The 20,561-nt window shown below is 70.6% G+C and carries 14 protein-coding genes and 2 pseudogenes; 6 read left to right on the top strand and 10 right to left on the bottom strand.

Annotated elements, in window-relative coordinates; genetic code table 11:
- The first annotated feature begins 1 nt into the window (after position 1).
- Positions 2–1,363: a type I glutamate--ammonia ligase gene (glnA, locus tag ACTWQC_RS13465; RefSeq protein ID WP_443315875.1), complete on the top strand. Its 1,362-nt coding sequence runs from the start codon at positions 2–4 to the stop codon at positions 1,361–1,363.
- Between the two features lie 93 nt (positions 1,364–1,456).
- Here glnA and ACTWQC_RS13460 read toward each other — a convergent pair whose 3' ends face one another.
- Positions 1,457–2,347, bottom strand: coding sequence for an NAD(P)H-binding protein (locus tag ACTWQC_RS13460; RefSeq protein WP_443315874.1), 891 nt, complete (start codon positions 2,345–2,347; stop codon positions 1,457–1,459).
- Between the two features lie 124 nt (positions 2,348–2,471).
- Here ACTWQC_RS13460 and ACTWQC_RS13455 point away from each other — a divergent pair, with 124 nt between their 5' ends.
- Positions 2,472–3,317 carry a LysR family transcriptional regulator gene (locus tag ACTWQC_RS13455; RefSeq protein WP_443315873.1) on the top strand — a complete coding sequence of 282 codons (846 nt, stop codon included), beginning with the start codon at positions 2,472–2,474 and terminating at the stop codon, positions 3,315–3,317.
- 4 nt (positions 3,318–3,321) lie between these two features.
- Here ACTWQC_RS13455 and ACTWQC_RS13450 read toward each other — a convergent pair whose 3' ends face one another.
- The 3 genes and pseudogenes from ACTWQC_RS13450 to ACTWQC_RS13440 all read right to left on the bottom strand — a co-directional run bounded on the left by ACTWQC_RS13450 (position 3,322) and on the right by ACTWQC_RS13440 (position 4,742).
- The gene (locus ACTWQC_RS13450) at positions 3,322–3,570 is read right to left on the bottom strand and encodes an SCO4226 family nickel-binding protein (protein ID WP_443315872.1); all 249 of its coding nucleotides are present in this window, start codon (positions 3,568–3,570) and stop codon (positions 3,322–3,324) included.
- A gap of 184 nt (positions 3,571–3,754) precedes the next feature.
- A pseudogene (locus tag ACTWQC_RS13445) lies at positions 3,755–3,871 on the bottom strand (IS5/IS1182 family transposase); the annotation flags it as partial.
- Between the two features lie 319 nt (positions 3,872–4,190).
- Positions 4,191–4,742 carry a hypothetical protein gene (locus ACTWQC_RS13440; RefSeq protein ID WP_443315871.1) on the bottom strand — a complete coding sequence of 184 codons (552 nt, stop codon included), beginning with the start codon at positions 4,740–4,742 and terminating at the stop codon, positions 4,191–4,193.
- Positions 4,743–5,195: 453 nt separating this feature from the next.
- Between ACTWQC_RS13440 and ACTWQC_RS13435 the strand changes: the two genes are divergently transcribed.
- From ACTWQC_RS13435 to ACTWQC_RS13425, 3 genes are all read left to right on the top strand, one after another.
- Entirely contained in the window at positions 5,196–6,758 is a 1,563-nt protein-coding gene (locus ACTWQC_RS13435) for a glycosyl hydrolase (RefSeq protein ID WP_443315870.1), read from the top strand.
- Positions 6,759–6,961: 203 nt separating this feature from the next.
- Positions 6,962–8,230 (top strand): PP2C family protein-serine/threonine phosphatase, encoded by a 1,269-nt coding sequence (locus ACTWQC_RS13430; protein ID WP_443315869.1) that lies wholly within the window; start codon positions 6,962–6,964, stop codon positions 8,228–8,230.
- Between the two features lie 131 nt (positions 8,231–8,361).
- On the top strand, positions 8,362–11,403 hold the full coding sequence (locus ACTWQC_RS13425; protein ID WP_443315926.1) for a bifunctional [glutamine synthetase] adenylyltransferase/[glutamine synthetase]-adenylyl-L-tyrosine phosphorylase: 3,042 nt from the start codon (positions 8,362–8,364) through the stop codon (positions 11,401–11,403).
- A 23-nt stretch (positions 11,404–11,426) separates the two neighbouring features.
- On the opposite strand, the gene ACTWQC_RS13420 is transcribed toward ACTWQC_RS13425, so the two are convergent.
- The 6 genes from ACTWQC_RS13420 to ACTWQC_RS13395 form a co-directional block, all read right to left on the bottom strand.
- Complete coding sequence (locus ACTWQC_RS13420; protein ID WP_443315868.1) at positions 11,427–12,344, bottom strand: phosphatase PAP2 family protein; 918 nt, start codon at positions 12,342–12,344, stop codon at positions 11,427–11,429.
- Between the two features lie 36 nt (positions 12,345–12,380).
- Positions 12,381–13,451 (bottom strand): LacI family DNA-binding transcriptional regulator, encoded by a 1,071-nt coding sequence (locus ACTWQC_RS13415; RefSeq protein WP_443315867.1) that lies wholly within the window; start codon positions 13,449–13,451, stop codon positions 12,381–12,383.
- Positions 13,452–13,476: 25 nt separating this feature from the next.
- Positions 13,477–15,105: a glycoside hydrolase family 13 protein gene (locus tag ACTWQC_RS13410; protein WP_443315866.1), complete on the bottom strand. Its 1,629-nt coding sequence runs from the start codon at positions 15,103–15,105 to the stop codon at positions 13,477–13,479.
- A 109-nt stretch (positions 15,106–15,214) separates the two neighbouring features.
- Entirely contained in the window at positions 15,215–16,069 is an 855-nt protein-coding gene (locus ACTWQC_RS13405) for a sugar ABC transporter permease (RefSeq protein WP_443315865.1), read from the bottom strand.
- Positions 16,066–17,085, bottom strand: a complete 1,020-nt coding sequence (locus tag ACTWQC_RS13400) for a carbohydrate ABC transporter permease (protein ID WP_443315864.1) — start codon at positions 17,083–17,085, stop codon at positions 16,066–16,068. The genes ACTWQC_RS13405 and ACTWQC_RS13400 overlap by 4 nt, the downstream gene beginning before the upstream one ends.
- 169 nt (positions 17,086–17,254) lie before the next feature.
- A complete protein-coding gene (locus ACTWQC_RS13395) occupies positions 17,255–18,559 on the bottom strand; it encodes an extracellular solute-binding protein (protein WP_443315863.1) in 1,305 nt (434 codons plus the stop codon).
- Positions 18,560–19,075: 516 nt separating this feature from the next.
- On the opposite strand from ACTWQC_RS13395, the pseudogene ACTWQC_RS13390 reads away from it, so the two are divergent.
- Positions 19,076–20,461, top strand: a pseudogene (locus ACTWQC_RS13390) (alpha-amylase); the annotation flags it as partial.
- Positions 20,462–20,561: the final 100 nt, after the last annotated feature.

The raw sequence follows: 20,561 nt of genomic DNA, 5'->3' as shown, positions 1-20,561 counted from the left end.
CATGGATAAGCAGCAGGAGTTCGTGCTTCGGACGCTCGAAGAGCGCGACATCCGCTTCGTGCGCCTGTGGTTCACCGATGTGCTCGGCTTCCTCAAGTCGGTCGCGGTGGCCCCCGCCGAGCTCGAGCAGGCATTCGACGAGGGAATGGGCTTCGACGGCTCGGCGATCGAGGGCTTCGCCCGTGTCTACGAGTCCGACATGATCGCCAAGCCGGACCCGAGCACGTTCCAGATCATCCCGTGGCGCGCCGAGGCGCCCGGCACGGCCCGGATGTTCTGCGACATCCTGATGCCGGACGGCTCGCCCTCGTACGCCGACCCGCGCTACGTCCTCAAGCGCATCCTCGCCAGGACCTCCGACCTCGGCTTCACCTTCTACACCCACCCCGAGATCGAGTTCTTCCTGCTCAAGGACAAGCCGGTCGACGGCTCGCGGCCCACCCCGGCCGACAGCTCCGGCTACTTCGACCACACCCCGCAGAACGTGGGCATGGACTTCCGCCGCCAGGCGATCACGATGCTCGAGTCCATGGGCATCTCGGTGGAGTTCTCGCACCACGAGGGCGCCCCGGGGCAGCAGGAGATCGACCTGCGGTACGCGGACGCGCTGTCGACCGCCGACAACGTCATGACCTTCCGGCTGATCATGAAGCAGGTCGCGCTCGAGCAGGGCGTGCAGGCGACCTTCATGCCGAAGCCGTTCTCCGAGCACCCCGGCTCAGGAATGCACACGCACCTCTCCCTCTTCGAGGGGGACCGCAACGCCTTCCATGAGTCGGGCGCCGAGTACCAGCTCTCCAAGATCGGCAAGTTCTTCATCGCGGGCCTGCTCCGGCACGCGGCGGAGATCTCGGCCGTGACGAACCAGTGGGTGAACTCCTACAAGCGGATCTGGGGCGGCGCGAACCGCACCGCGGGCGCGGGCGGCGAGGCCCCCTCGTACATCTGCTGGGGCCACAACAACCGGTCCGCGCTCGTGCGGGTGCCGCTGTACAAGCCGGGCAAGACCGGGTCGACGCGCGTCGAGGTCCGCTCCCTCGACTCGGGCGCCAACCCCTACCTCGCGTACGCGGTCCTGCTCGCGGCCGGCCTCAAGGGCATCGAGCAGGGCTACGAGCTCCCGCCGGGCGCGGACGACGACGTGTGGGCGCTGAGCGATGCGGAGCGGCGGGCGATGGGGATCGAGCCGCTGCCGCAGAACCTGGGTGAGGCGATCTCCCTCATGGAGCGGAGCGAGTTGGTCGCGGAGACGCTGGGTGAACACGTCTTCGACTTTTTCCTGCGCAACAAGAAGCAGGAGTGGGAGGAGTACCGCTCCGAGGTCACTGCCTTTGAGCTGCGGAAGAACCTGCCAGTGCTGTAAGCACAGGTCAGGGCTGGTTTCTAGTGAACGGCACACACACCGGGACCGGCACCGGTCAGGCGCCGGTCCCGGAGCCGGCCTGCTCCGAAGGCCCTAGGCCAGGACGGCCGGCCTGAGCACGTCTTCGCACCACTGGCGGAAGCCGGTGGGCGCGGACTCAGGCGTGCTCGGCTCGACGGCCCCGTAGAAGCCCTGGTCGTTCAGGGCCTCCGCCATGTCCGCAAGTCCCTGGGCCCAGGCCTCGCTCGCCCCGAAGCGCAGCGCCGTCGCCTTGTAGTCCGCGCTGCTGGTCCGCTGGACACGCACCGGACGGTCCAGCACTTCGGAGACGACCCCTGCCATGCCCTCGGGGGACAGGTCGTCGGGTCCGACCAGCGGGACGTCGTCCTGCCCGGTCCAGGAGCCGTCGAGCAGCAGCCGGGCCGCCGTGGCGGCGATGTCGCGGGTGGCGCAGGTGCGCAGAGCGCGGTCCTCTGCCAGCGCCAGGAAGAACACGCCCGCGTTGCGGATCGACTCGGCCTGGCCCAGCAGGTTCTCCATCAGGAACGGCGGGCACAGCGCCCGGTAATGCACACCCGTGGCCGCGATCGCCTCGTCCATGGCGAGCGACGCCGATATCTGCCCGGCGTTCTTCGCCACTCCGCGGCCCAGGGTCGAGACGCCGACGACCCGCTCGACGCCCTGGCGCCCGATCACCTCGCGCAGTGGCTCGGTGAAGTCGCGGAAGTGGCCCTCGACGCTGGCGGCCGTGGGTGTCGGGGGCACCAGCCAGAACAGGCGGTCGGCGCCCGCGCACGCCTCCTTCAGAACGGCGGGATCGGCGTGCGATCCCCGTACGACCTCTACGTGTTCGTGCACCCGCGCGGATAGGCGAGCGGGGTCACGGGCGATCACCCGGATCCCCGCCGTGCCGTCCGGGGCGTCGAGGAGGCGGTCGAGGACCTGTCGGCCGATCTGGCCGGTCGGGGCGGTGATGACGATCATGAACAACTCCAAGAGGGATGCGTCACTGGCTGTCGTCGAGCCTGCTGCGTGGCGCGCCCGAACTGAAGTATCAATCCGCTCCCGCTTGTTACCCTCAGGGCAATACCGAACGGAGGGGGGAAGCGTGGAATCCCGCCCGCTGCGCTACTTCGTCGCCGTCGCCGAGGAACTCAACTTCGCACGCGCCGCCGAGCGGTTGGGCATCTCCCCGCCGCCCCTGTCCCGCGCGATCCGCCAGTTGGAGACGGAGATGGGCGTCACGCTCTTGGAGCGGAGCACCCGCAGCGTGGCGCTGACCCCGGCCGGAACGGTGCTCCTCGCGGAGGCGAGGATCGCCCTGGACGCCCTGCAGGCCGCCGGGCGGCGGGCCCAGCGCGCGGCCGCCCCGGAGCCGAAGCTGGTCCTGGCCGTCAAGGCCGACGGGGACGCGGGACTGCTGGAGCCGATCCTGGCGCGCTTCGCGTCCCAGCCGGTGGCCGTACCGGTCGCGGTCCGGCTGTGCGGCTGGCACGAACAGCCGCGACTCCTGCGCCGGGGGGAAGCCGATGCGGCCCTGGTCCACGAGCCCTTCGACCGCACCGGCCTGGACACCGAGACGCTGGTCGCCGAACCGCGCGTCGCGGCCCTCGCGGCCACCCACCCGCTCGCCGCCCGGGACCGCCTGGCCCTCGCCGACCTCGGCCTGCGCCCCGGCGATCTGCACCGGTTCCTCGACGAGATCCGCAGCGAGGGCCGCGACCTCGCCCAGCTGCTCACGCTCGTCGGCCTGAGCGGCCTCACCCCCCTGCTGCCCGCCTCCGTCGCCGCCCGCTATCCGCGCCCGGGCGTCGTCTACCGGCCGGTCCCCGACGCACCGCCCGCGATCCTCGTCATCGCCTGGCCGCAGCAGTCCCGTTCGACGGCCACGGCGGCGCTCGTCCGCGCCGCCGCGTCCGTGGCCGACACCGTGCGGGACCGGCAAGCGGGCTAGCCGGCTAGACGGAAAGCGGCACAGGATGGATCTCGGTGGCCGGGTGACCAGTGCGCTCGTGTATGCGCTTCACAGCTTCTGCGGAGGGGGCCTCGGACAGGCAGTACACGACTCCCGCCTCGGGGTCGGCCCACGCCCGCTCGAAGTGCACCCCTTCCTCCGCCTCGATCTCCAGGTCCGCCCGGTGTGCCGCCGAGAGCTGCTCGGCCGTGATGCCCTTCATGTCGTGGTGGACATCCATGAATGTCGTCATCGTCCGCCACCTTCCTTCGTCTCATCGGCTCATGGGCTGCGGCACGGACGCGGTGAGGCGTCGTCCACCCTGGCCGCGGTCCTCCTCTCACCATCGTGCGCCCGCCATCTCGCCGAGGCGAACCGGGGCTCCTGCCTCAACCCGTGAGGACTTGGGCGGCCTGTCTTCGCCATGATCAAAGGGCGGCCGCATGCTGATGTGCCGCATGACCCGCGGCGTCGGCCGCGGCATGGACCTGCTGCAGCAGCCGCTCCCCTGTCCCGTCGGCGGACCACAGCCGGTGACGTTCGTAGACCGGCCGTTACAACGGCCTCCGCGGCACCGCCCTGAGCCCGGTCGTCCGCGGTGGCCGATTCAGGCCCGGCCGCCGTCGGCTCAGTGGCCGTGGCTTCGCCGGGCATCATGGGTGCCTGCTCCGCTGCCATCGATTCGACCTCAGTCGTTTCCTGAGGGCGGGCGATGTCCTCGGTGGACAGGCTTTCGTCGCGCCCCGGTATGTCTTCGCGCTGCATCTCTTCATCTCCGTCCCGGCTGCGCGCCCGGTGGTGGACGGGACGTGTCACGTCTCTGCTGCCGGTGCGCAGCGGAGACCGGCTCCCCAGCTGGGTTGCCATCGGTTCTCATGCGGCCGGCTGGCCGCCCCTGTCTTCCAGCAGTTCGTCGAAGAGTGCGCGGTAGTGCACCATCGCACCCCGCAGCTCCTCGGTAGTCGCTTCCCGGCGGCCGCTTCTGAGAGTGACCTCGTGTGCCGCTCGATAGTGCTCAAGCGTCCGCCCGTGCTCGACCGAGAGGTCTTTCACCTGCTGCTCGAACCCCTCGGTCGGATATCCGCGGTCGCTCATGAGCGCGGTCACCAGTCGGTCCGCTTCCTCCACGGCGTCGCTCGGCCTGTCGACGAACATCTCCTGCACTCTGCTCCAGTCCTGGGCGTATCGGTCATGGACGCTGCTGGGCAGTGGCTTGATCTCGAGAGCGTCGTGGCGTTCCTCGCGTTCCCGCAGCTCGCGCTCGGCCGCCAGGCGGCTGCCCCCGGCGTCGACCGTCCGCTCGTACTCCGGTCCGAAGCGCTCCTCCAGATGGCGGCGGCGGATGAAGATCCGCAGGGCCACGGCGAGGAGGGCGAGCAGAACCACAGCGGGAATGATGATGGCGATGAGGGTCCCTGCTGACATTGGGTCCTCCCTACCCGGTGTGCTCGCCGATTTCCCGAGAGGGACGATTCGAAACACCTCCGTCCGAAGTGGGGCACACGTCGCACCGGCTGGTCGGTCGGCGCCCACCGGGTCGGCTGATATGCCTTCGGGGAGCCCGGCCATCGTCGCGCGCGGCCACGTCGTGGCTTGCGAGCACGCCACACGTCGCGCAGTGCATGCCTGCGGGAGTTATGGGCCTCAGAGGCCGGGCCGTCTGTGGGCCGTCGAAGGCCGGCCCGGAACCGTCGGCCCTGTCGGATCTTCCTGCTCCTCCTGGCGTCCTCGGCAGGACCCGGTGAACCTTCCGCTGCGCGCATACGTCGGGCATACGCAGGCGATACCTCATCGTCGTCTGACGCAAGCCCGGTTCGAGAGGCATATTCCATGCGAATACGGTCACTTCTGGTGGTGTTATTGCTGGTCGCTGTCGGTGTGTCAGCCGCAGGCTCAGCGCTTCACGCCCCTTCCGGCGGTCCTGACGAGCGCATCGCCGGGGCGCCGGCCGCTGCCTCGGAGAAGCAGGCGCTTTCCGCCGGGGCCGCCGAGCACACCGTCACCCTGCAGAACAAGACGGGCAGCCGTATCTGGGTCGGCAGCACGGTCAACGCCGACGGCTCGACCCCCTTGACGCGGCTGCCGGCGCTGGACCCGGGCCAATCCGCCACCGTCACCATCCCCGAGCACTCGGGTTCCGGGCACTGGCGCGGCACGTTCTTCGCCCGCCAGGGCTGCACCGGTGAGGACGGCAGCACCTTCCACTGCGCTGTCGGCGACTGCGGGCCGTTCGTCGACCGCTGCTCCACCGGCGAGCAGCCCGTCAGTCTCGCCGAGTTCAACTTCGACCGGGGTGACGCCATGGCGCCCTGGTACGACGTCAGCTACGTCAATGCCGTCTCCGTGCCCGTCACCATCACCCCCGACGGCGTGAAGCCGTCCGCTGACGGCGGCGACTGCGCCGAGCTGGGCTGCTCCGCCGACCTGCTGGCCGCCTGCCCGCCCGAGAACCTGACCAAGGAGAAGGGCACGGGCAAGCCGCTGGTGTGCGTCAACCCGAACCGGGACGCGAAGACCGCCTACAGCGACGCGATCACCCAGCACTGCCCCAAGGCGTACGCATGGTCCAAGCACGACGCCGAGCCGGGCAACCAGGTCATGCGCCAGTGCAGCAAGTGCAAGGGCCTGACCGTCACCTTCCACGGAGCCGGCAGCGACGCCCCGCACAAGCCCCACAAGAGCCCCGGTCCCCATTCCGGCGGGGACGCCGCGCCCTCGCCCCGCAAGGGCGTCAGCCTCAACCCCGTCGACGGCGCCGCCCAGGCGCTGGCCGGCTCCGGCGCGTCCTGGTACCACAACTGGACCTCCTCCACCGGCGAGGTCGCCAAGCCGCGGGGCACCGAGTTCGTCCCGATGATCTGGGGTGCCGGCTCGGTCACCGACGCCGAGCTCGGCCGGGCCGCCAAGGAAGGCACGCACCTCCTCGGCTTCAACGAACCCGACTCAGTCAGGCAGGCCAACCTCACCCCCGAGCAAGCCCTGGACCTCTGGCCCCGGCTGGAGAAGACCGGCCTTCGCCTGGGCGCCCCGGCGGTCGCCTCCGGTGGCGACACCCCCGGCGGCTGGCTGGACCGCTTCATGCAGGGAGCCGCCGACCGCGGTCTGCGCGTCGACTTCATCCCGCTGCACTGGTACGGCGCCGACTTCGGCCCCGCCGCCACCGAACAGCTGCGGGGCTACCTTCAGGCCGTCCACGACCGCTACCACAAGCCGATCTGGCTGACCGAGTACGCCCTCATCGACTTCTCCGGAGACGCGCCCCGCTACCCCGGCAAGCAGGAGCAGACCGCCTTCATCACATCGTCGACGCAGATGCTGGAGAGCCTGGACTTCGTGAAGCGCTACGCGTGGTTCGCCCTGTCCACCCGGACCAGCCCGACCGGCCTGTACAACGGGGCAACCGCGAACGCCAGCGGCCATGCCTACCACGACGCGGGCTGACACACGTCGGCCCCTCGTGACCGGCCCCCGCCCCGAGCCGCGACCGGTCCCGCCCCGAGCCGGAACCGGCCCCTGACCCGAGCCGCGACCGGCAGGACACCGGACAAGGGCCGCCCGCCCGGCCGAACACCGGGGTACGCGGCGGGTGGGCGGGATTCCGGGTCCCCCGTAGATTGGTGAGTGAGCCGGTGAGGGGGACTGGCATGGAGCGTGTGACGACATCGGAGATCGATTACGCGGCGCTGTTCGCGGCCACGCCGAGCCCGTATGTGGTGCTGGGCCCGGACCTGGTGATCGTGGACGTCAACCGGGCGTATCTGGAGGCAACCGGGCGGACCCGGGGAGATCTGGTCGGGCAGTACGTCTTCGACGCCTTCCCGGAGAACCCGGCGGACCCCGACGCCGATGGGGTGCCGAATCTGAAAGCCTCGCTGCACCGAGTCCTGGCCCACCGGGAGCCGGACACCATGGCTCTGCAGAAATACGACATCCCGGTCGCGGGCCGCCCCGGCGCGTTCGAGGAGCGGTGGTGGTCGCCCATCAATACCCCCGTGCTCGGACCGGACGGCGGAGTGGCGTGGATCATCGTCCGGGTGGAGGACGTGACCGACTTCGTCCGCTCCCGCCGCTTCCGCCAGAGCCCGGAGGCAGGGGACCGGGAAGTGGAAGCCGAGCTGTACGCACGGGCGCAGGAACTGCAGCGGCTCAATGAAGAACTGCGGCAGGCCAACGCCCGGGAAAGGCAGGTCGCCCTCACTCTGCAGGAAGCCATGCTCTACTCGCCGGACCTCCCCCGGGAGGGCATCGCGGTGCGCTACCTGCCCGCCACCGGGACGCTCAACGTCTGCGGTGACTGGTACGACGTCACTGACATATCCGCGGGAGAGATACCGACGGGAGACGCACCCACGAGCCGGTTCGCAGCGGCGGTGGGTGACGTGGTCGGCCACGGCCTGGGGGCTGCCGCCGTCATGGGGATGATGCGCAGTGCCCTGACCGCTGCCATGCGTGCAACGGACAGCCCGAGCAGGGCGCTGCAAATCCTGGGGCTCTATGCGAACTCCGTTGAAGGAGCGCTGGCCACCACCGCCGTCAAGGTGATGATCGACACCACCGCTCACCTGATCACTTACAGCAGCGCAGGCCATCTGCCCCCCATCCTCGTGCACGCCGACGGAAGCAGCGAAGTGCTGGACCAGGCCACTGACCCGCCACTGGCCACCCGCTCCGAACACGTGCCACGCCGGGAGGCCAAACTGCCCTACACCCCCGGAGACGCCCTTGTGCTCTACACCGACGGGCTCATCGAACGCCGCGGCGAGGACATCGACGCCGGCATCGCGCGCCTGACCGACGCCCTGTCCCGCTACGCCCGGCTCGACCCCGAGCGCCTGGCCGACGCCCTGCTGGCCCGCCTCGGCGTCAGCAGCGGTGCCCGCGACGACATCGCCCTGGTCGTCATCCGCCTCTGACCCGCGTCCGGAACACCTTCCCCCGGCGTCCCCCGCCACTGCGGCGGCAGCGGGACGTGGTGGGGCCTACCGCGCCGGAGGCGGTTAGGCTCGGCGGCGGGGTCTGATCGACGGGAGGCGGGCGTATGCCGATGTCCGTGCCGCAGGGGCGCCGGAGCAGCACCTTCACTCAGCTGCTCCGGCACGGTTTCACCGATCCCTCCGCCGCGGCCCGGCTGCTGGACACACCCGAGCTCTCGCCCGTCCGCTCCGACCCCGTCCTGCTCGACGCGCTCGGCGCCACCGCCGACCCCGACCTGGCGCTCAACGCCCTCGTGCGCCTCGTCGAGTCGCTGCGCAGGCACGGGAGCGAGCCGCAGGTCCTGCTCGACACGCTCGTCACCGCCAAGCCGCTGCGCGACCGGCTGCTCGGGGTGCTCGGCGCGTCCGAGGCGCTGGGCGACCACCTCGCCCGGCATCCGCTCGACTGGCACGCCCTGGTGACGTACGAGTCGGCCGATCTGCACCCCGGCGTCGAGGAGTTCGAGCGCTGCCTCGACGGCGTGGCGGACCCCGACGCGCTGCGGGCCGCTTACCGCCGCTGTCTGCTCACCATCGCCGCGCGCGACGTCTGCGGGACCACGGACGTCGCCGACGCCGCCGCCGAGCTGGCCGACCTGGCGACCGCCACACTGCGCGCCGCCCTCGACCTCGCCGAGTCCGGGGCGCCCGCCGACGCCGCCGCCTGCCGGCTCGCGGTGATCGCCATGGGCAAGTGCGGCGGCCACGAGCTCAACTACGTCTCGGACGTGGACGTCATCTTCGTTGCCGAGCCCGCCGACGGGGCCGACGAGGCCAAGGCCGTCCAGGCCGCGACCCGCCTCGCCTCCCACATGATGCGGATCTGTTCCGACACGACGGCCGAGGGGACGATCTGGCCCGTCGACGCGAACCTGCGGCCCGAGGGCCGCAACGGCCCGCTCGTGCGGACGCTCTCCAGCCACCTCGCGTACTACCAGCGGTGGGCCAAGACCTGGGAGTTCCAGGCGCTGCTCAAGGCCCGGCCGGTGGCGGGCGACGCCGCGCTCGGCCGGGAGTACGTGGCCGCGGTCTCGCCGATGGTCTGGCAGGCGGCCGAGCGCGAGAACTTCGTGAGCGACGTGCAGGAGATGCGGCGCCGCGTCGTCGACAACATCCCCGCCCACCACATCGAGCGCGAGCTCAAGCTCGGCCCCGGCGGGCTGCGGGACGTGGAGTTCGCCGTCCAGCTGCTCCAGCTCGTGCACGGCCGCTCGGACGCCTCGCTGCGCAGCGTCTCCACGCTCGATGCCCTGGACTCCCTCGCCACGGGCGGATACGTGGGGCGGGCGGACGCCGCCTCGCTCGACGCCGCGTACCGCTTCCTGCGCACCATGGAGCACCGCATCCAGCTGTACAAGCTGCGCCGCACCCACCTGGTCCCCGAGGACGAGGCCGACCTGCGCCGCCTCGGCCGCAGCCTCGCCCGCAGCTACGACTGGCCCGCCAGGCACGAGCCCGTCGCCATGCTGAACGCCGAGTGGCGGCGGCACGCGCGCGAGGTGCGGCGGCTGCACGAGAAGCTCTTCTACCGGCCGCTGCTGTCCGCCGTCGCCGAGCTCGAGCCCGCCGAGGCCCGGCTCAGCCCCAGCGCCGCGCGCCAGCGCCTCGAGGCGCTCGGCTACGCCGACCCGGCCGCCGCGCTGCGCCACCTGGAGGCCCTCGCCTCCGGCGTGACCCGCAAGGCCGCCATCCAGCGCACGCTGCTGCCGGTGCTGCTCGGCTGGTTCGCCGACTCCGCCGACCCCGACGCCGGGCTGCTGGGCTTCCGCAAGGTGTCGGACGCGCTGGGCAAGACCCCCTGGTATCTGCGGCTGCTGCGGGACGAGGGCGCCGCGGCCGAGAACCTGGCGCGCGTGCTGTCCGCCGGGCGGCTCGCCCCCGACCTGCTGCTCCGCGCCCCCGAGGCGGTCGCGCTGCTCGGTGACCCGGAGGAGCTGAAGCCCCGCGGCCGGGCCCACCTGGAGCAGGAGATCCTCGCCGCGGTGGGCCGCGCCGACGACGCCGAGCAGGCGGTCACAGCGGCCCGCGGGGTGCGCCGCCGCGAGCTGTTCCGCACCGCCGCGGCCGACATCGTCGGCGCGTACGGCACCGAGCTGACGCCCGCGGAGACCGACCACGGGTGGGCCGCCGACCTGGTCGGCAGCGCGGTCTCCGATCTGAACGCGGCGACGATCGCGGGCGCCCTGCGGGCCGCCGTCGGGGACACGTGGGGCGACGAACTGCCCACCCGGTTCGCCGTGATCGGCATGGGCCGCTTCGGCGGCCACGAGCTCGGCTACGGCTCCGACTGCGACGTGATGTTCGTGCACGAGCCGCGCGAAGGCGTGGGCGAGCAGCAGGCGTCGCGGGCCGCCTTCGCCGTCGCCAACGAGATGCGGCGGCTGCTCCAGCTGCCCAGCGCCGACCCCCCGCTGCTGATCGACGCCGACCTGCGCCCCGAAGGCAAGGCGGGACCGCTCGTGCGGACCCTCGACTCGTACGCCGCCTACTACCGGCGCTGGTCGCTGGTCTGGGAGAGCCAGGCCCTGCTGCGCGCCGAGCCGGTCGCGGGCGATCCGGGACTGGGGGAGCGGTTCATCGAGCTGATCGATCCGCTGCGCTACCCGGCCGAGGGCCTCGGCGAGGACGCCGTACGGGAGATCCGCCGGCTCAAGGCCCGTATGGAGTCCGAGCGCCTGCCGCGCGGCGCCGACCGTACGACGCATACGAAGCTGGGCCGCGGCGGCCTGTCCGACGTCGAGTGGACCGTGCAGCTGCTGCAGATGCAGCACGCCTGGGCCGAGCCGGGGCTGCGCACCACGCGGACGCGGGAGGCGCTGCACGCCGCGCACGCCGCGGAGCTGATCTCCACCGAGTACGCGCAGATCCTGGACGAGGCGTGGGTGCTCGCCACCCGGGTGCGCAACGCGGTGATGCTGGTCCGCGGCCGTCCTGGGGACACCTTCCCGACCGACGCGCGGGAGCTTGCGGCCGTGGGCCGCTACCTCGGCTACGGGCCGGGACCCGCGCGTGGGCAGCCGCACATCGGAAGCAGTGGGGAGATGCTCGACGACTACCGGCGCGTCACGCGTCGCGCGCGAGCGGTGGTCGAGGAGCTTTTCTACGGGGCGTAGCCCCACGAAGGGCCGTACATCGTTCAGGCCCTCAGACCGGTTGCGGTCGCCTCGGCACCGGCGGGCTCCGCCGCGGTGATTGCTCGCCGTCGCGGCGGGGAGATTCTTGTCGCCACCCGGCGCGGCAGCGCGTACGACAGCCCGCCGTACCACGCGTACGACAGCGCGTAGCCGAAGGACAGGCACATCAGCCCGCCGACTGCGTCGAGCCAGAAGTGGTTGGCCGTCGCGACGATCACGAGCAGTGTGAAGCTCGGGTACAGCCAGCCGAGCGTCTTCGCCCACAACGGCCGCGCCAGCATCACGATGGTGATGCCGCACCACACCGACCAGCCGATGTGCATGGAGGGCATGGCGGCGTACTGGTTGGACATGTTGGCCAAGTTGCCCGACGCCATGGACCCCCATGTCTCGTGGACCAGCACCGTGTCGATGAAGCCCTCTCCGGACATCAGGCGCGGCGGCGCAAGCGGGTAGACGTAGTAGCCGAGGAGGGCGACGCCCGTGGTGGCGAAGAGCACGAGCCGTGTCGCCGCGTAACGCCCCGGGTGCCCGCGGTAAAGCCACACGAGCACACCGATGGTGACGATGAAGTGCAGCGTCGCGTAGTAGTAGTTCATGCCGACGATCAGCCATTCCACCGAGTTCACGGCGTGGTTGACCGTCCGCTCCACGGCGATCCCGAGGACTTCCTCCGCCCGCCAGATCCAGTCGGCGTTCTGCAGCGCTTCCCGCTTCTGCTCCGGGACGGCGTTGCGGATCAGCGAGTAGGTCCAGTAGCTGACGGCGATGAGGAGGATCTCGAACCACAACCGGGGCCTGCGGGGGGTGCGCAACCGGTCCATCCAGGCGCGCCGCGCCTGTGCCGGGCGGTCCACACGCTCCTCGATGGGTGACAGGGCCGTCCGGCCTTCCAGAGTCTCCACAGTCGCTTCACCCATAGCGCGACAGTCTGCCAGATGCTCGCCTTCTGCAGATCACTCGCCGGTCGGGTCTACGTCACCCACGTTACGCCTTGGGGAGGACGGCTGTCCTTTGGTGCCGGCGGCGGTTGAACCGCGGACGACCAGCTCGGGGAGGAAGACGAACTCGCTGTGCGGTGCCGGGGTCCCGCCGATCTCCTCGAGCAGCGCCCGGACCGCCGCCTGCCCCATCGCGGGCACCGGCTGCCGGATGGTGGTCAGCGGCGGATCGGTGAAGGCGATCAGCGGTGAGTCGTCGAAGCCGATCACCGATATGTCGTGCGGCACCTCGAGGCCGTGCTGCCGGGCGGCCCTGATCGCGCCGAGCGCCATCATGTCGCTCGCGCACACCACCGCCGTGCAGCCCCGGCCGATCAGCGCGGAGGCCGCCGCCTGGCCGCCTTCCAGCGTGAACAGCGAGTGCTCGACCAGCGACTCGGCATCGCCGGCCGGCATCCCCAGCACGTCGTCCATGCTGCGCAGGAAGCCCTCTATCTTGCGCTGCACCGGTACGAACCGCTTCGGTCCCAGCGCGAGGCCGATCCGCTCGTGGCCGAGCGCGGCGAGGTGGGTGACCGCGAGCCGGACCGCCGCCCGGTCGTCGGGCGACACGAACGGCGCCTGCACCTTCGAGGAGAAGCCGTTGATGAGGACGAACGGCACGCCCTGGGCGCGGAGCTGCTCGTATCGCTCCATGTCGGCCGAGGTGTCGGCGTGCAGCCCGGAGACGAAGATGATCCCGGTGACGCCCCGGTCCACCAGCATCTCGGTGAGCTGGTCCTCGGTGAAGCCGCCCGGAGTCTGGGTGGCCAGCACGGGCGTGTAGCCCTGCTGGGTCAGCGCCTGGCCGATGACCTGCGCGAAGGCCGGGAATATCGGATTCTCCAGCTCCGGCGTGATCAGCCCGACCAGGCCCGCGCTGCGCTGCCGCAGCCGCACCGGGCGCTCGTAGCCGAGCACGTCCAGCGCGGCCAGCACGGACTGGCGGGTGGTCGCGGCGACGCCCGGCTTCCCGTTGAGCACACGGCTGACCGTCGCCTCGCTGACCCCCGCCTGTGCTGCGATGTCAGCGAGCCGTGCGGTCACGGGGTTGGACTGTACCGGTCGCATCTCAGACTGCCCACCAGACGCAGGTGTCGGCCGGAATGTGGACACTCCCGCCGGTGAAGTGCAGGGCCGCGGTGGCGAGCACCGGCCGCCCCGGCACGGGCAGTTCGACCTCCCGGGCCAGCGTGTTGAGCGTGCACACGAAGCCGGGCCGGGACACCGCCAGCACCCCCTCCGGGGCGTCCAGCCAGGCCATCGGGCCGTCGCCGAGCCCGGACAGCTGCCGCCGCAGCGCCAGCGCCGAGCGGTACAGCTCCAGGGTCGAGCGCGGGTCGCCGGACTGCGCCTCCACCGACAACTCCCGCCAGGCGGCGGGCTGCGGCAGCCAGCTGCCGCCGGGCCCGAAGCCGTACGGCGCCGCCTCGCCCGACCACGGGATCGGCACCCGGCAGCCGTCGCGCCTGCCGTCCTGGCTGCCGGTGCGGAAGAACGCCGGGTCCTGGCGCACCTCGTCGGGCAGGTCCTCGACCTCCGGCAGGCCGAGCTCCTCGCCCTGGTAGATGTACGTGGACCCGGGCAGCGCCAGCATCAGCAGCGCGGCGGCGCGGGCCCTGCGCAGGCCCGGCTCGCCGCCGCCGTAGCGGGTGGTGTGGCGTACGACGTCGTGGTTGGACAGCACCCAGGTGGTGGGGGCGCCGACCGAGGTGGTCGCGGCCAGAGACTCGTCGATCACCCTGCGCATCGCATCCGCGTCCCACGCGCAGTTCAGGAAGTGGAAGTTGAACGCCTGGTGCAGCTCGTCCGGGCGCACGTACAGCGCGAGCCGGTCCGCGCTCGGCGCCCACGCCTCGGCGACGCCGATCCGGTCCCCGCCGTAGGAGTCCAGCAGCTTCCGCCAGGAGCGGTGGATCTCGTGCACCCCGTCCTGGTCGAAGAACGGCAGCACCTGCGCGCCGATCAGCTTCGCCTGCTCCTTGCGGCCGATGTCGGGCATGCCTTCGGCCTTGACCATGCCGTGCGCCACGTCGATGCGGAAGCCGTCGACGCCCAGGTCCAGCCAGAAGCGCAGGATCGAGTCGAACTCCTCCCGCACCTCGGCGTTGTTCCAGTTGAGATCGGGCTGCTCGGGCGCGAAGAGGTGGAGGTACCACTCGCCCGGGACGCCGTCCGGCTCGGTCACCCGGGTCCAGGCCGAGCCGCCGAAGACCGACTCCCAGTCGTTCGGCGGAAGTTCGCCGCCTCCGCCCCTGCCGGGCTGGAAGTGGTAGCGGTCCCGGGAGGCCGCGCCCGCCCCCTGCGCGAGCGCGGCCCGGAACCACTCGTGCTGGTCGGAGGTGTGGTTCGGGACGATGTCCACGATCACCTTCAGTCCCAGCTCGTGGGCTCTGCGCACCAGGTCGTCGGCGTCCTGCAGATCCCCGAACAGCGGGTCCACGGCGCGGTAGTCGGCGACGTCGTAGCCGCCGTCGGCCTGCGGCGACGCGTAGAAGGGGGTGAGCCATACGGCGTCCACGCCCAGGTCGGCCAGGTGCGGCAGTCGCTCGCGGATGCCCCGCAGATCGCCGATGCCGTCGCCGTCGCTGTCCGCGAACGAGCGCACGTAGACCTGGTAGATGACGGCGCTGCGCCACCAGCCGGCGGTGTGCTGCCCGTCTGTCTGCTCGCGGACGGACGGGGCGAGGTCCTGGGTCATGTTGCGTTCCCTATCGGGTAGGCCCAACAACGGGGCGTCAGGTGCGGCTTCAGGTGCGAAGTTCTGGACGAAAAGGGTCAACGCCCAAGGCGCGGACCGGTGACGTGATTCAGCCCTTGGTGCCGCCCGCGGTGAGTCCGGCGACCAGATGCCTCTGGGCGACGAAGAACAGCAGCCCGGCCGGGACCATGATCAGCACGGACGAGGCGGTCATCAGACCCCACTCCGCCCGGTGCGGTCCGACGAAGGTCTGCAGGCCGACCGCGAGCGTGTAGTTCTCCTCGCTGCTCATGAACTGGGTGGCGAAGGCGACCTCGCTCCACGCGGTCAGGAAGGTGTAGAAGGCGGTCACGGCCAGGCCCGGCCGGGCCAGCGGCACGATCAGCCGCCAGAAGGTGCCGAACGGGGTGAGGCCGTCGACCCGCCCCGACTCGTCGATCTCGGCCGGGATGGTGTCGAAGTAGCCCTTCAGCATCCAGGCGCAGAACGGCACGGCCACCGAGCAGTAGGTGAGGATCAGGCCGCCGTAGCTGTCCAGCAGGCCCAGCTTTCCGAGGGTGTTGTAGAGCGGCACGATCAGCACCGCGACCGGGAACATCTGGAAGAGCAGGAAGGACCACATCAGCGAGCCGTGGCCGGGGAAGCGCATCCGGGAGAGGGCGTAGCCCGCGCTGGCCGCAATGAGGACGCCGACCAGCATGGTCCCCCCAGCCACCACGACCGAGTTGGCGAACCAGCTCAGGAACGCGGTGTCGCCCAGCACATGGCCGTAGTTGGCGAGCGTGAACCCCGTCAGCTCGGTGGGGTGGGTCCAGCCGTTCTCGCCGCGCAGCGAGACCAGCACGATGAAGACGACGGGGAACAGCGCGATCAGCGAGGCCAGCACGAGCGTCGTGTGCAGGGCGACCGAGGCCCCCTTGGAGCGCTCGCCGCGCCCGCGGACGCGTACGGCGGGTGCACTCATCGGACCGCCTCCTGACGGCTGAGCATCTTGCGGTAGAAGACGGAGAAGACCAGCAGCAGGGAGAGGATCACGATGCCGTACGAGGCGGAGGCCGCGTAGTCCCGTACGCCCTGGAAGGCCAGCCGGTAGGCGTACGTCACGAGAATCTCGCTCTCGGTGCCGCCCGCCTGCCCGATCACCAGATAGATGATCGGGAACATGTTGAAGGTCCAGATGGTGCCCAGCAGGATGATGGTGCTGCTGACCGGACGCAGGCCCGGCAGCGTCACGTTCCGGAACCGCTGCCAGGGCGAGGCGCCGTCCATCTCGGCCGCCTCGTGCAGCTCCCTCGGGATCGCCTGCAGCCCGCCGAGGATCGCGACCATCATGAACGGCACGCCCAGCCAGGTGTTGACGGCGATGACCGAGATCTTCTGGATCACCGGGTCGCCGAGCCAGTCGACCGCGCCGATGCCTACCTTGGCGAGCAGCGCGTTGAGCACGCCGTTGTCGGTGTTGTACATCAGCTTCCAGGCGAAGGCGGCGACGAACGCCGGGACGGCCCAGGGCAGGATCAGCAGCACCCGGTACAGCGACCGCCCCCTGACCGGCCGGTTGAGCAGCATCGCAAGAGCCAGGCCGATCGTGTAGTGCAGGAACACGCAGCTCGCGGTCCAGATCACGGTCCACGTCAGCCGCGGGTAGAACGAACCCTCCTGCCCGGAGAGGATCTTCCAGTAGTTGTCGAGCCCGACGAACGTGTACGTCGCCGGGACCTCGAAGTTGCCGATCACCCGGCCGATGTTGGCCTCGTTGGCGTCGGTGAAGGACAGGAAGATGCCGCGGCCGAGCGGGTAGCCGACGAGCACGGCCAGCACCACGACGACGGGCAGCACCATCGCCCAGGCGTACCAGTGGGTCTTGTACGAGCGCCGGGCCCGGGTGAGCAGCCCCGGGCGCTGCGGCCGCTTCGGGCCGGAGCCCGCGGGCGCTTCCGTCTGCTCGGTGCCACCGGGCAAGGTGTCGGCTGTGGTCATGGCTCCACGGCTTTCTGCGGTTCTGCGACGGGGACGGGCGAGAGTCGGGTCGGACGGGGTCGGGACCGGCTCGGCCGGCCGGGCGCGTGGGGCCTTCCCGCGGGCGGCGGAAAGGACCCCCGGCCGGCCGAGCCGGGGTCTCCCCCGGCACCGGCCGGGGGAGAGTCGGTTACCGGCCGGCGATCTCGTAGTCCTTGATCAGCTTGGACTTCCACTCCTCGGCGAGGGCGTCGAGCCCGGCCTTCGGGGTGGCCTGCCCGCGCAGGATCTTCACGTAGTGCTGGTCGAAGGCGACGAACAGGTCACCGACGCCGGGGATGGCCGGGCGCGCCTTGGATGTGGCGAGCGCGTCCTGGAAGGCCTTCTTGACCGGGTCGGCCGTGACCTCCTGGGTGTAGGCGGAGGTGCGCGTCGGCAGGGTGCCGAGCTCGGTGGCGGTGTACTCCTGGCTCTTGGCTGAGGTCATGAACTTCACGAAGAGGAGAGCGGCGTCGAGGTTCTTCGTGCCGCGGTAGACCGTGTAGTTGTGGCCGCCGATCGGGGCCGCGCCCTTGCCCGTGGAACCGGCCGGGATGGGCGCGATGCCGAGGTTGTCCTTGTCCTTGAACGCCTTGCCGGTGTAGTCCTCGGCGGTCGACCAGGGGCCGTTGACCACCATGGCGACCTTGCCGTCCTTGAAGGCCGTCTGCATGTTGACGTAGCCGTCGGTGGTGGCGGGCTTCAGCGAGACGCCGGACTTGACCATCTCCAGGGCGGTCTTCACGCCCTTGACGGCCTCGGGGGAGTTCACCGTGATCTTCTTGCCCTTGACGTCGAGCATGTCGCCGCCCTCGCCGTAGATGAACGGCAGGGAGAAGTAGCCCTCGGGGTTGAGCTGGGTGCCCGCGATGCCCGTCTTCTTCTTGATCGTCTTGGCGGTCTCGATGAACTCGTCCCAGGTGGCCGGGGGCTTCTCGATCCCGGCCTTCTTGAAGATCTCCTTGTTGTAGAGGAGACCGAGGGTGTCGGTGACCTGCGGGACGCCGACCGTCTGGCCCTTGTACTTGGCGGTGGACATCGGACCGGGGAGGAAGTCGTCCGCGCCCTCCAGGGCCGCCGTGCCGTCGAGCGGCTGCAGATAGCCGAGGTTCGCGAAGCCGGCGGTCCAGCCCACGTCCGTACGCATCACATCGGGCGCGCCCTTGCCGGACTGGGCGGCGGTCTTGAACTTCTGCTCGGCGGCGTCGAAGGACACCGGAACACGCTTGACCTTGATCTTCGGGTACTTCGCCGAGAAGTCCTTCACCAGTTTGTCGTACGCCGGGCCCTCGGCCTCGTTGGAGGTGTCCCACCAGGTCACGGTGCCGGAGACGCTGCCCGGGTCCTTGGCGGCCTTGGACCCGTCGCCACCGCTGCCTCCGCTGTCACCACCACAGGCCGTCGCTGCCAGAGCCAGCACGCCGGCCACGGCGGCGACCGATATGCCTCGACGCATATTGATCTCCTCATTGGGTGTGGCCCGGCGTGCGACATGTGTGCCATGTGTTCGCTCCCCCGGCTGACGCCGGGATGTGCCCCCAGTCCCTAGGGGGCCGGGCTGGGCAGGAACGTAACAGGGCTGCAAGTCTTGCGAAAGACCTTGCAGAAAGAAAACAGCGAGATTTCCGGGCTGTGACCTCTCTGTGTCCCAGGGCTTGACCGCGGTGGTTGAGGCTCGTACGGTCTCGGCGGCGGCAAGCTGCTGACGGCTTGCTGCAAGAACCGTCATCAATGGCCTTACGGGCACGGCGCGTTGCCATGAGGCTGCACCGAGCGAACCGAAGGGCGCGGCCGCCCGCGCCGGAGGCGCTATCAGACGCTGCGAAAACGAGGCCGAGCGCGGGACCCAGCCGATATGCGGCTGGCGCCGCGCGAGCGCAGCGCCGAGGAGCGTCGACACCGGGTCGGAGCGCCCGGAGGTGAGCGAGGAAGCACACTGCCACCCGCACCCTCCCCCCACGCAGGAGGATCCATGGCCATCAGACTGCTGGCCGCCGCCGTCGCCCTCGCGGCCGGTGCGGCGGTAGCCCTCGCCGTACCGGCGCCTCAGGTGGCAGCCGCCCCGCCAGGGGACAAGGATGTCACCGCGGTTCTGTTCGAGTGGCGATTCGACTCGATTGCACGGGAATGTCGGGAAACGCTCGGTCCGGGGGGCTACGGCTACGTCCAGGTCTCGCCGCCCCAGGAGCACATCCAGGGCGGCCAGTGGTGGACCTCGTACCAGCCCGTCAGTTACAGGATCGCCGGACGGCTCGGTGACCGCACCGCCTTCCGGAACATGGTCGACGCCTGCCATGGGGCGGGCGTGAAGGTCGTCGCGGACGCCGTGATCAACCACATGACGGCCGGGTCCGGTACGGGCACGGGCGGCTCCTCGTACACCAAGTACGACTACCCCGGCACCTACTCGGGCTTCGACATGGACGACTGCCGGTCGCAGGTCAGCAACTACCAGGACCGGTACAACGTCCAGCACTGCGAACTCGTCGAGCTCGCGGACCTCGACACCGGCGAGGAGTACGTGCGCTCGCGGATCGCCGCGTACCTGAACGACCTGCTGTCGCTCGGCGTCGACGGCTTCCGCATCGACGCCGCCAAGCACATGCCGGCGGCCGATGTCGCCGCCATCAAGGGCAAGCTCACCGACCCGGGCGTGTACTGGAAGCAGGAGGCGATCTACGGCGCGGGCGAGGCCGTGTCGCCCACTGAGTACCAGGGCACGGGCGACGTCCAGGAGTTCCGGTACGCCCGCGACCTCAAGCGGGTTTTCACCAGCGAGCAGCTCTCCTATCTGAACAACTACGGCGAGGGCTGGGGCTACATGGAGAGCGGGAAATCCGCCGTCTTCGTCGACAACCACGACACCGAGCGCGGCGGCGACACCCTCAGCTACAAGGACGGCGCCGACTACACGCTGGGACACGTCTTCATGCTGGCCTGGCCGTACGGGGCGCCCGACGTCCACTCCGGCTACGAGTTCAGCGACCGCGACGCCGGACCGCCGAACGGCGGTGCGGTGAACGCCTGCTGGCAGGACGGCTGGAAGTGCCAGCACAAGTGGCCCGAGATCGAGGGGATGGTCGGCTTCCGGAACGCGGTACGCGGCACCGGCGTCACCGACTGGTGGGACAACGGCAACGACGCGATCGCCTTCGGGCGCGGCAGCAAGGGCTTCGTCGGCATCAACCACGAGGGCGGGGCGCTCACCCGTACGTACCGGACGTCGCTCCCGGCGGGCGACTACTGCGATGTGCAGAGCGGCAGCAGGACCGTCACGGTGAACGGCTCAGGCCAGTTCACGGCCACGCTGGGCGCGAACACGGCGCTGGCGCTGCACGTAGGTGCCCGCACCTGCGGGTGAAGCACGTTCCGGCACGGTCCTTGACCGCGCCCGCCCACCCGCCCCTGTAAGGGGCCGGGCAGCACCGCGAAGCCCTGCGCGTACTTCACGAACATCG

Source organism: Streptomyces sp. 8N616 (genome assembly GCF_052246385.1).
Taxonomy (GTDB): Bacteria; Actinomycetota; Actinomycetes; order Streptomycetales; family Streptomycetaceae; genus Streptomyces.
Note: the sequence above shows the minus strand (reverse complement) of the source record. Positions and strands in the feature narration are given on the sequence as shown.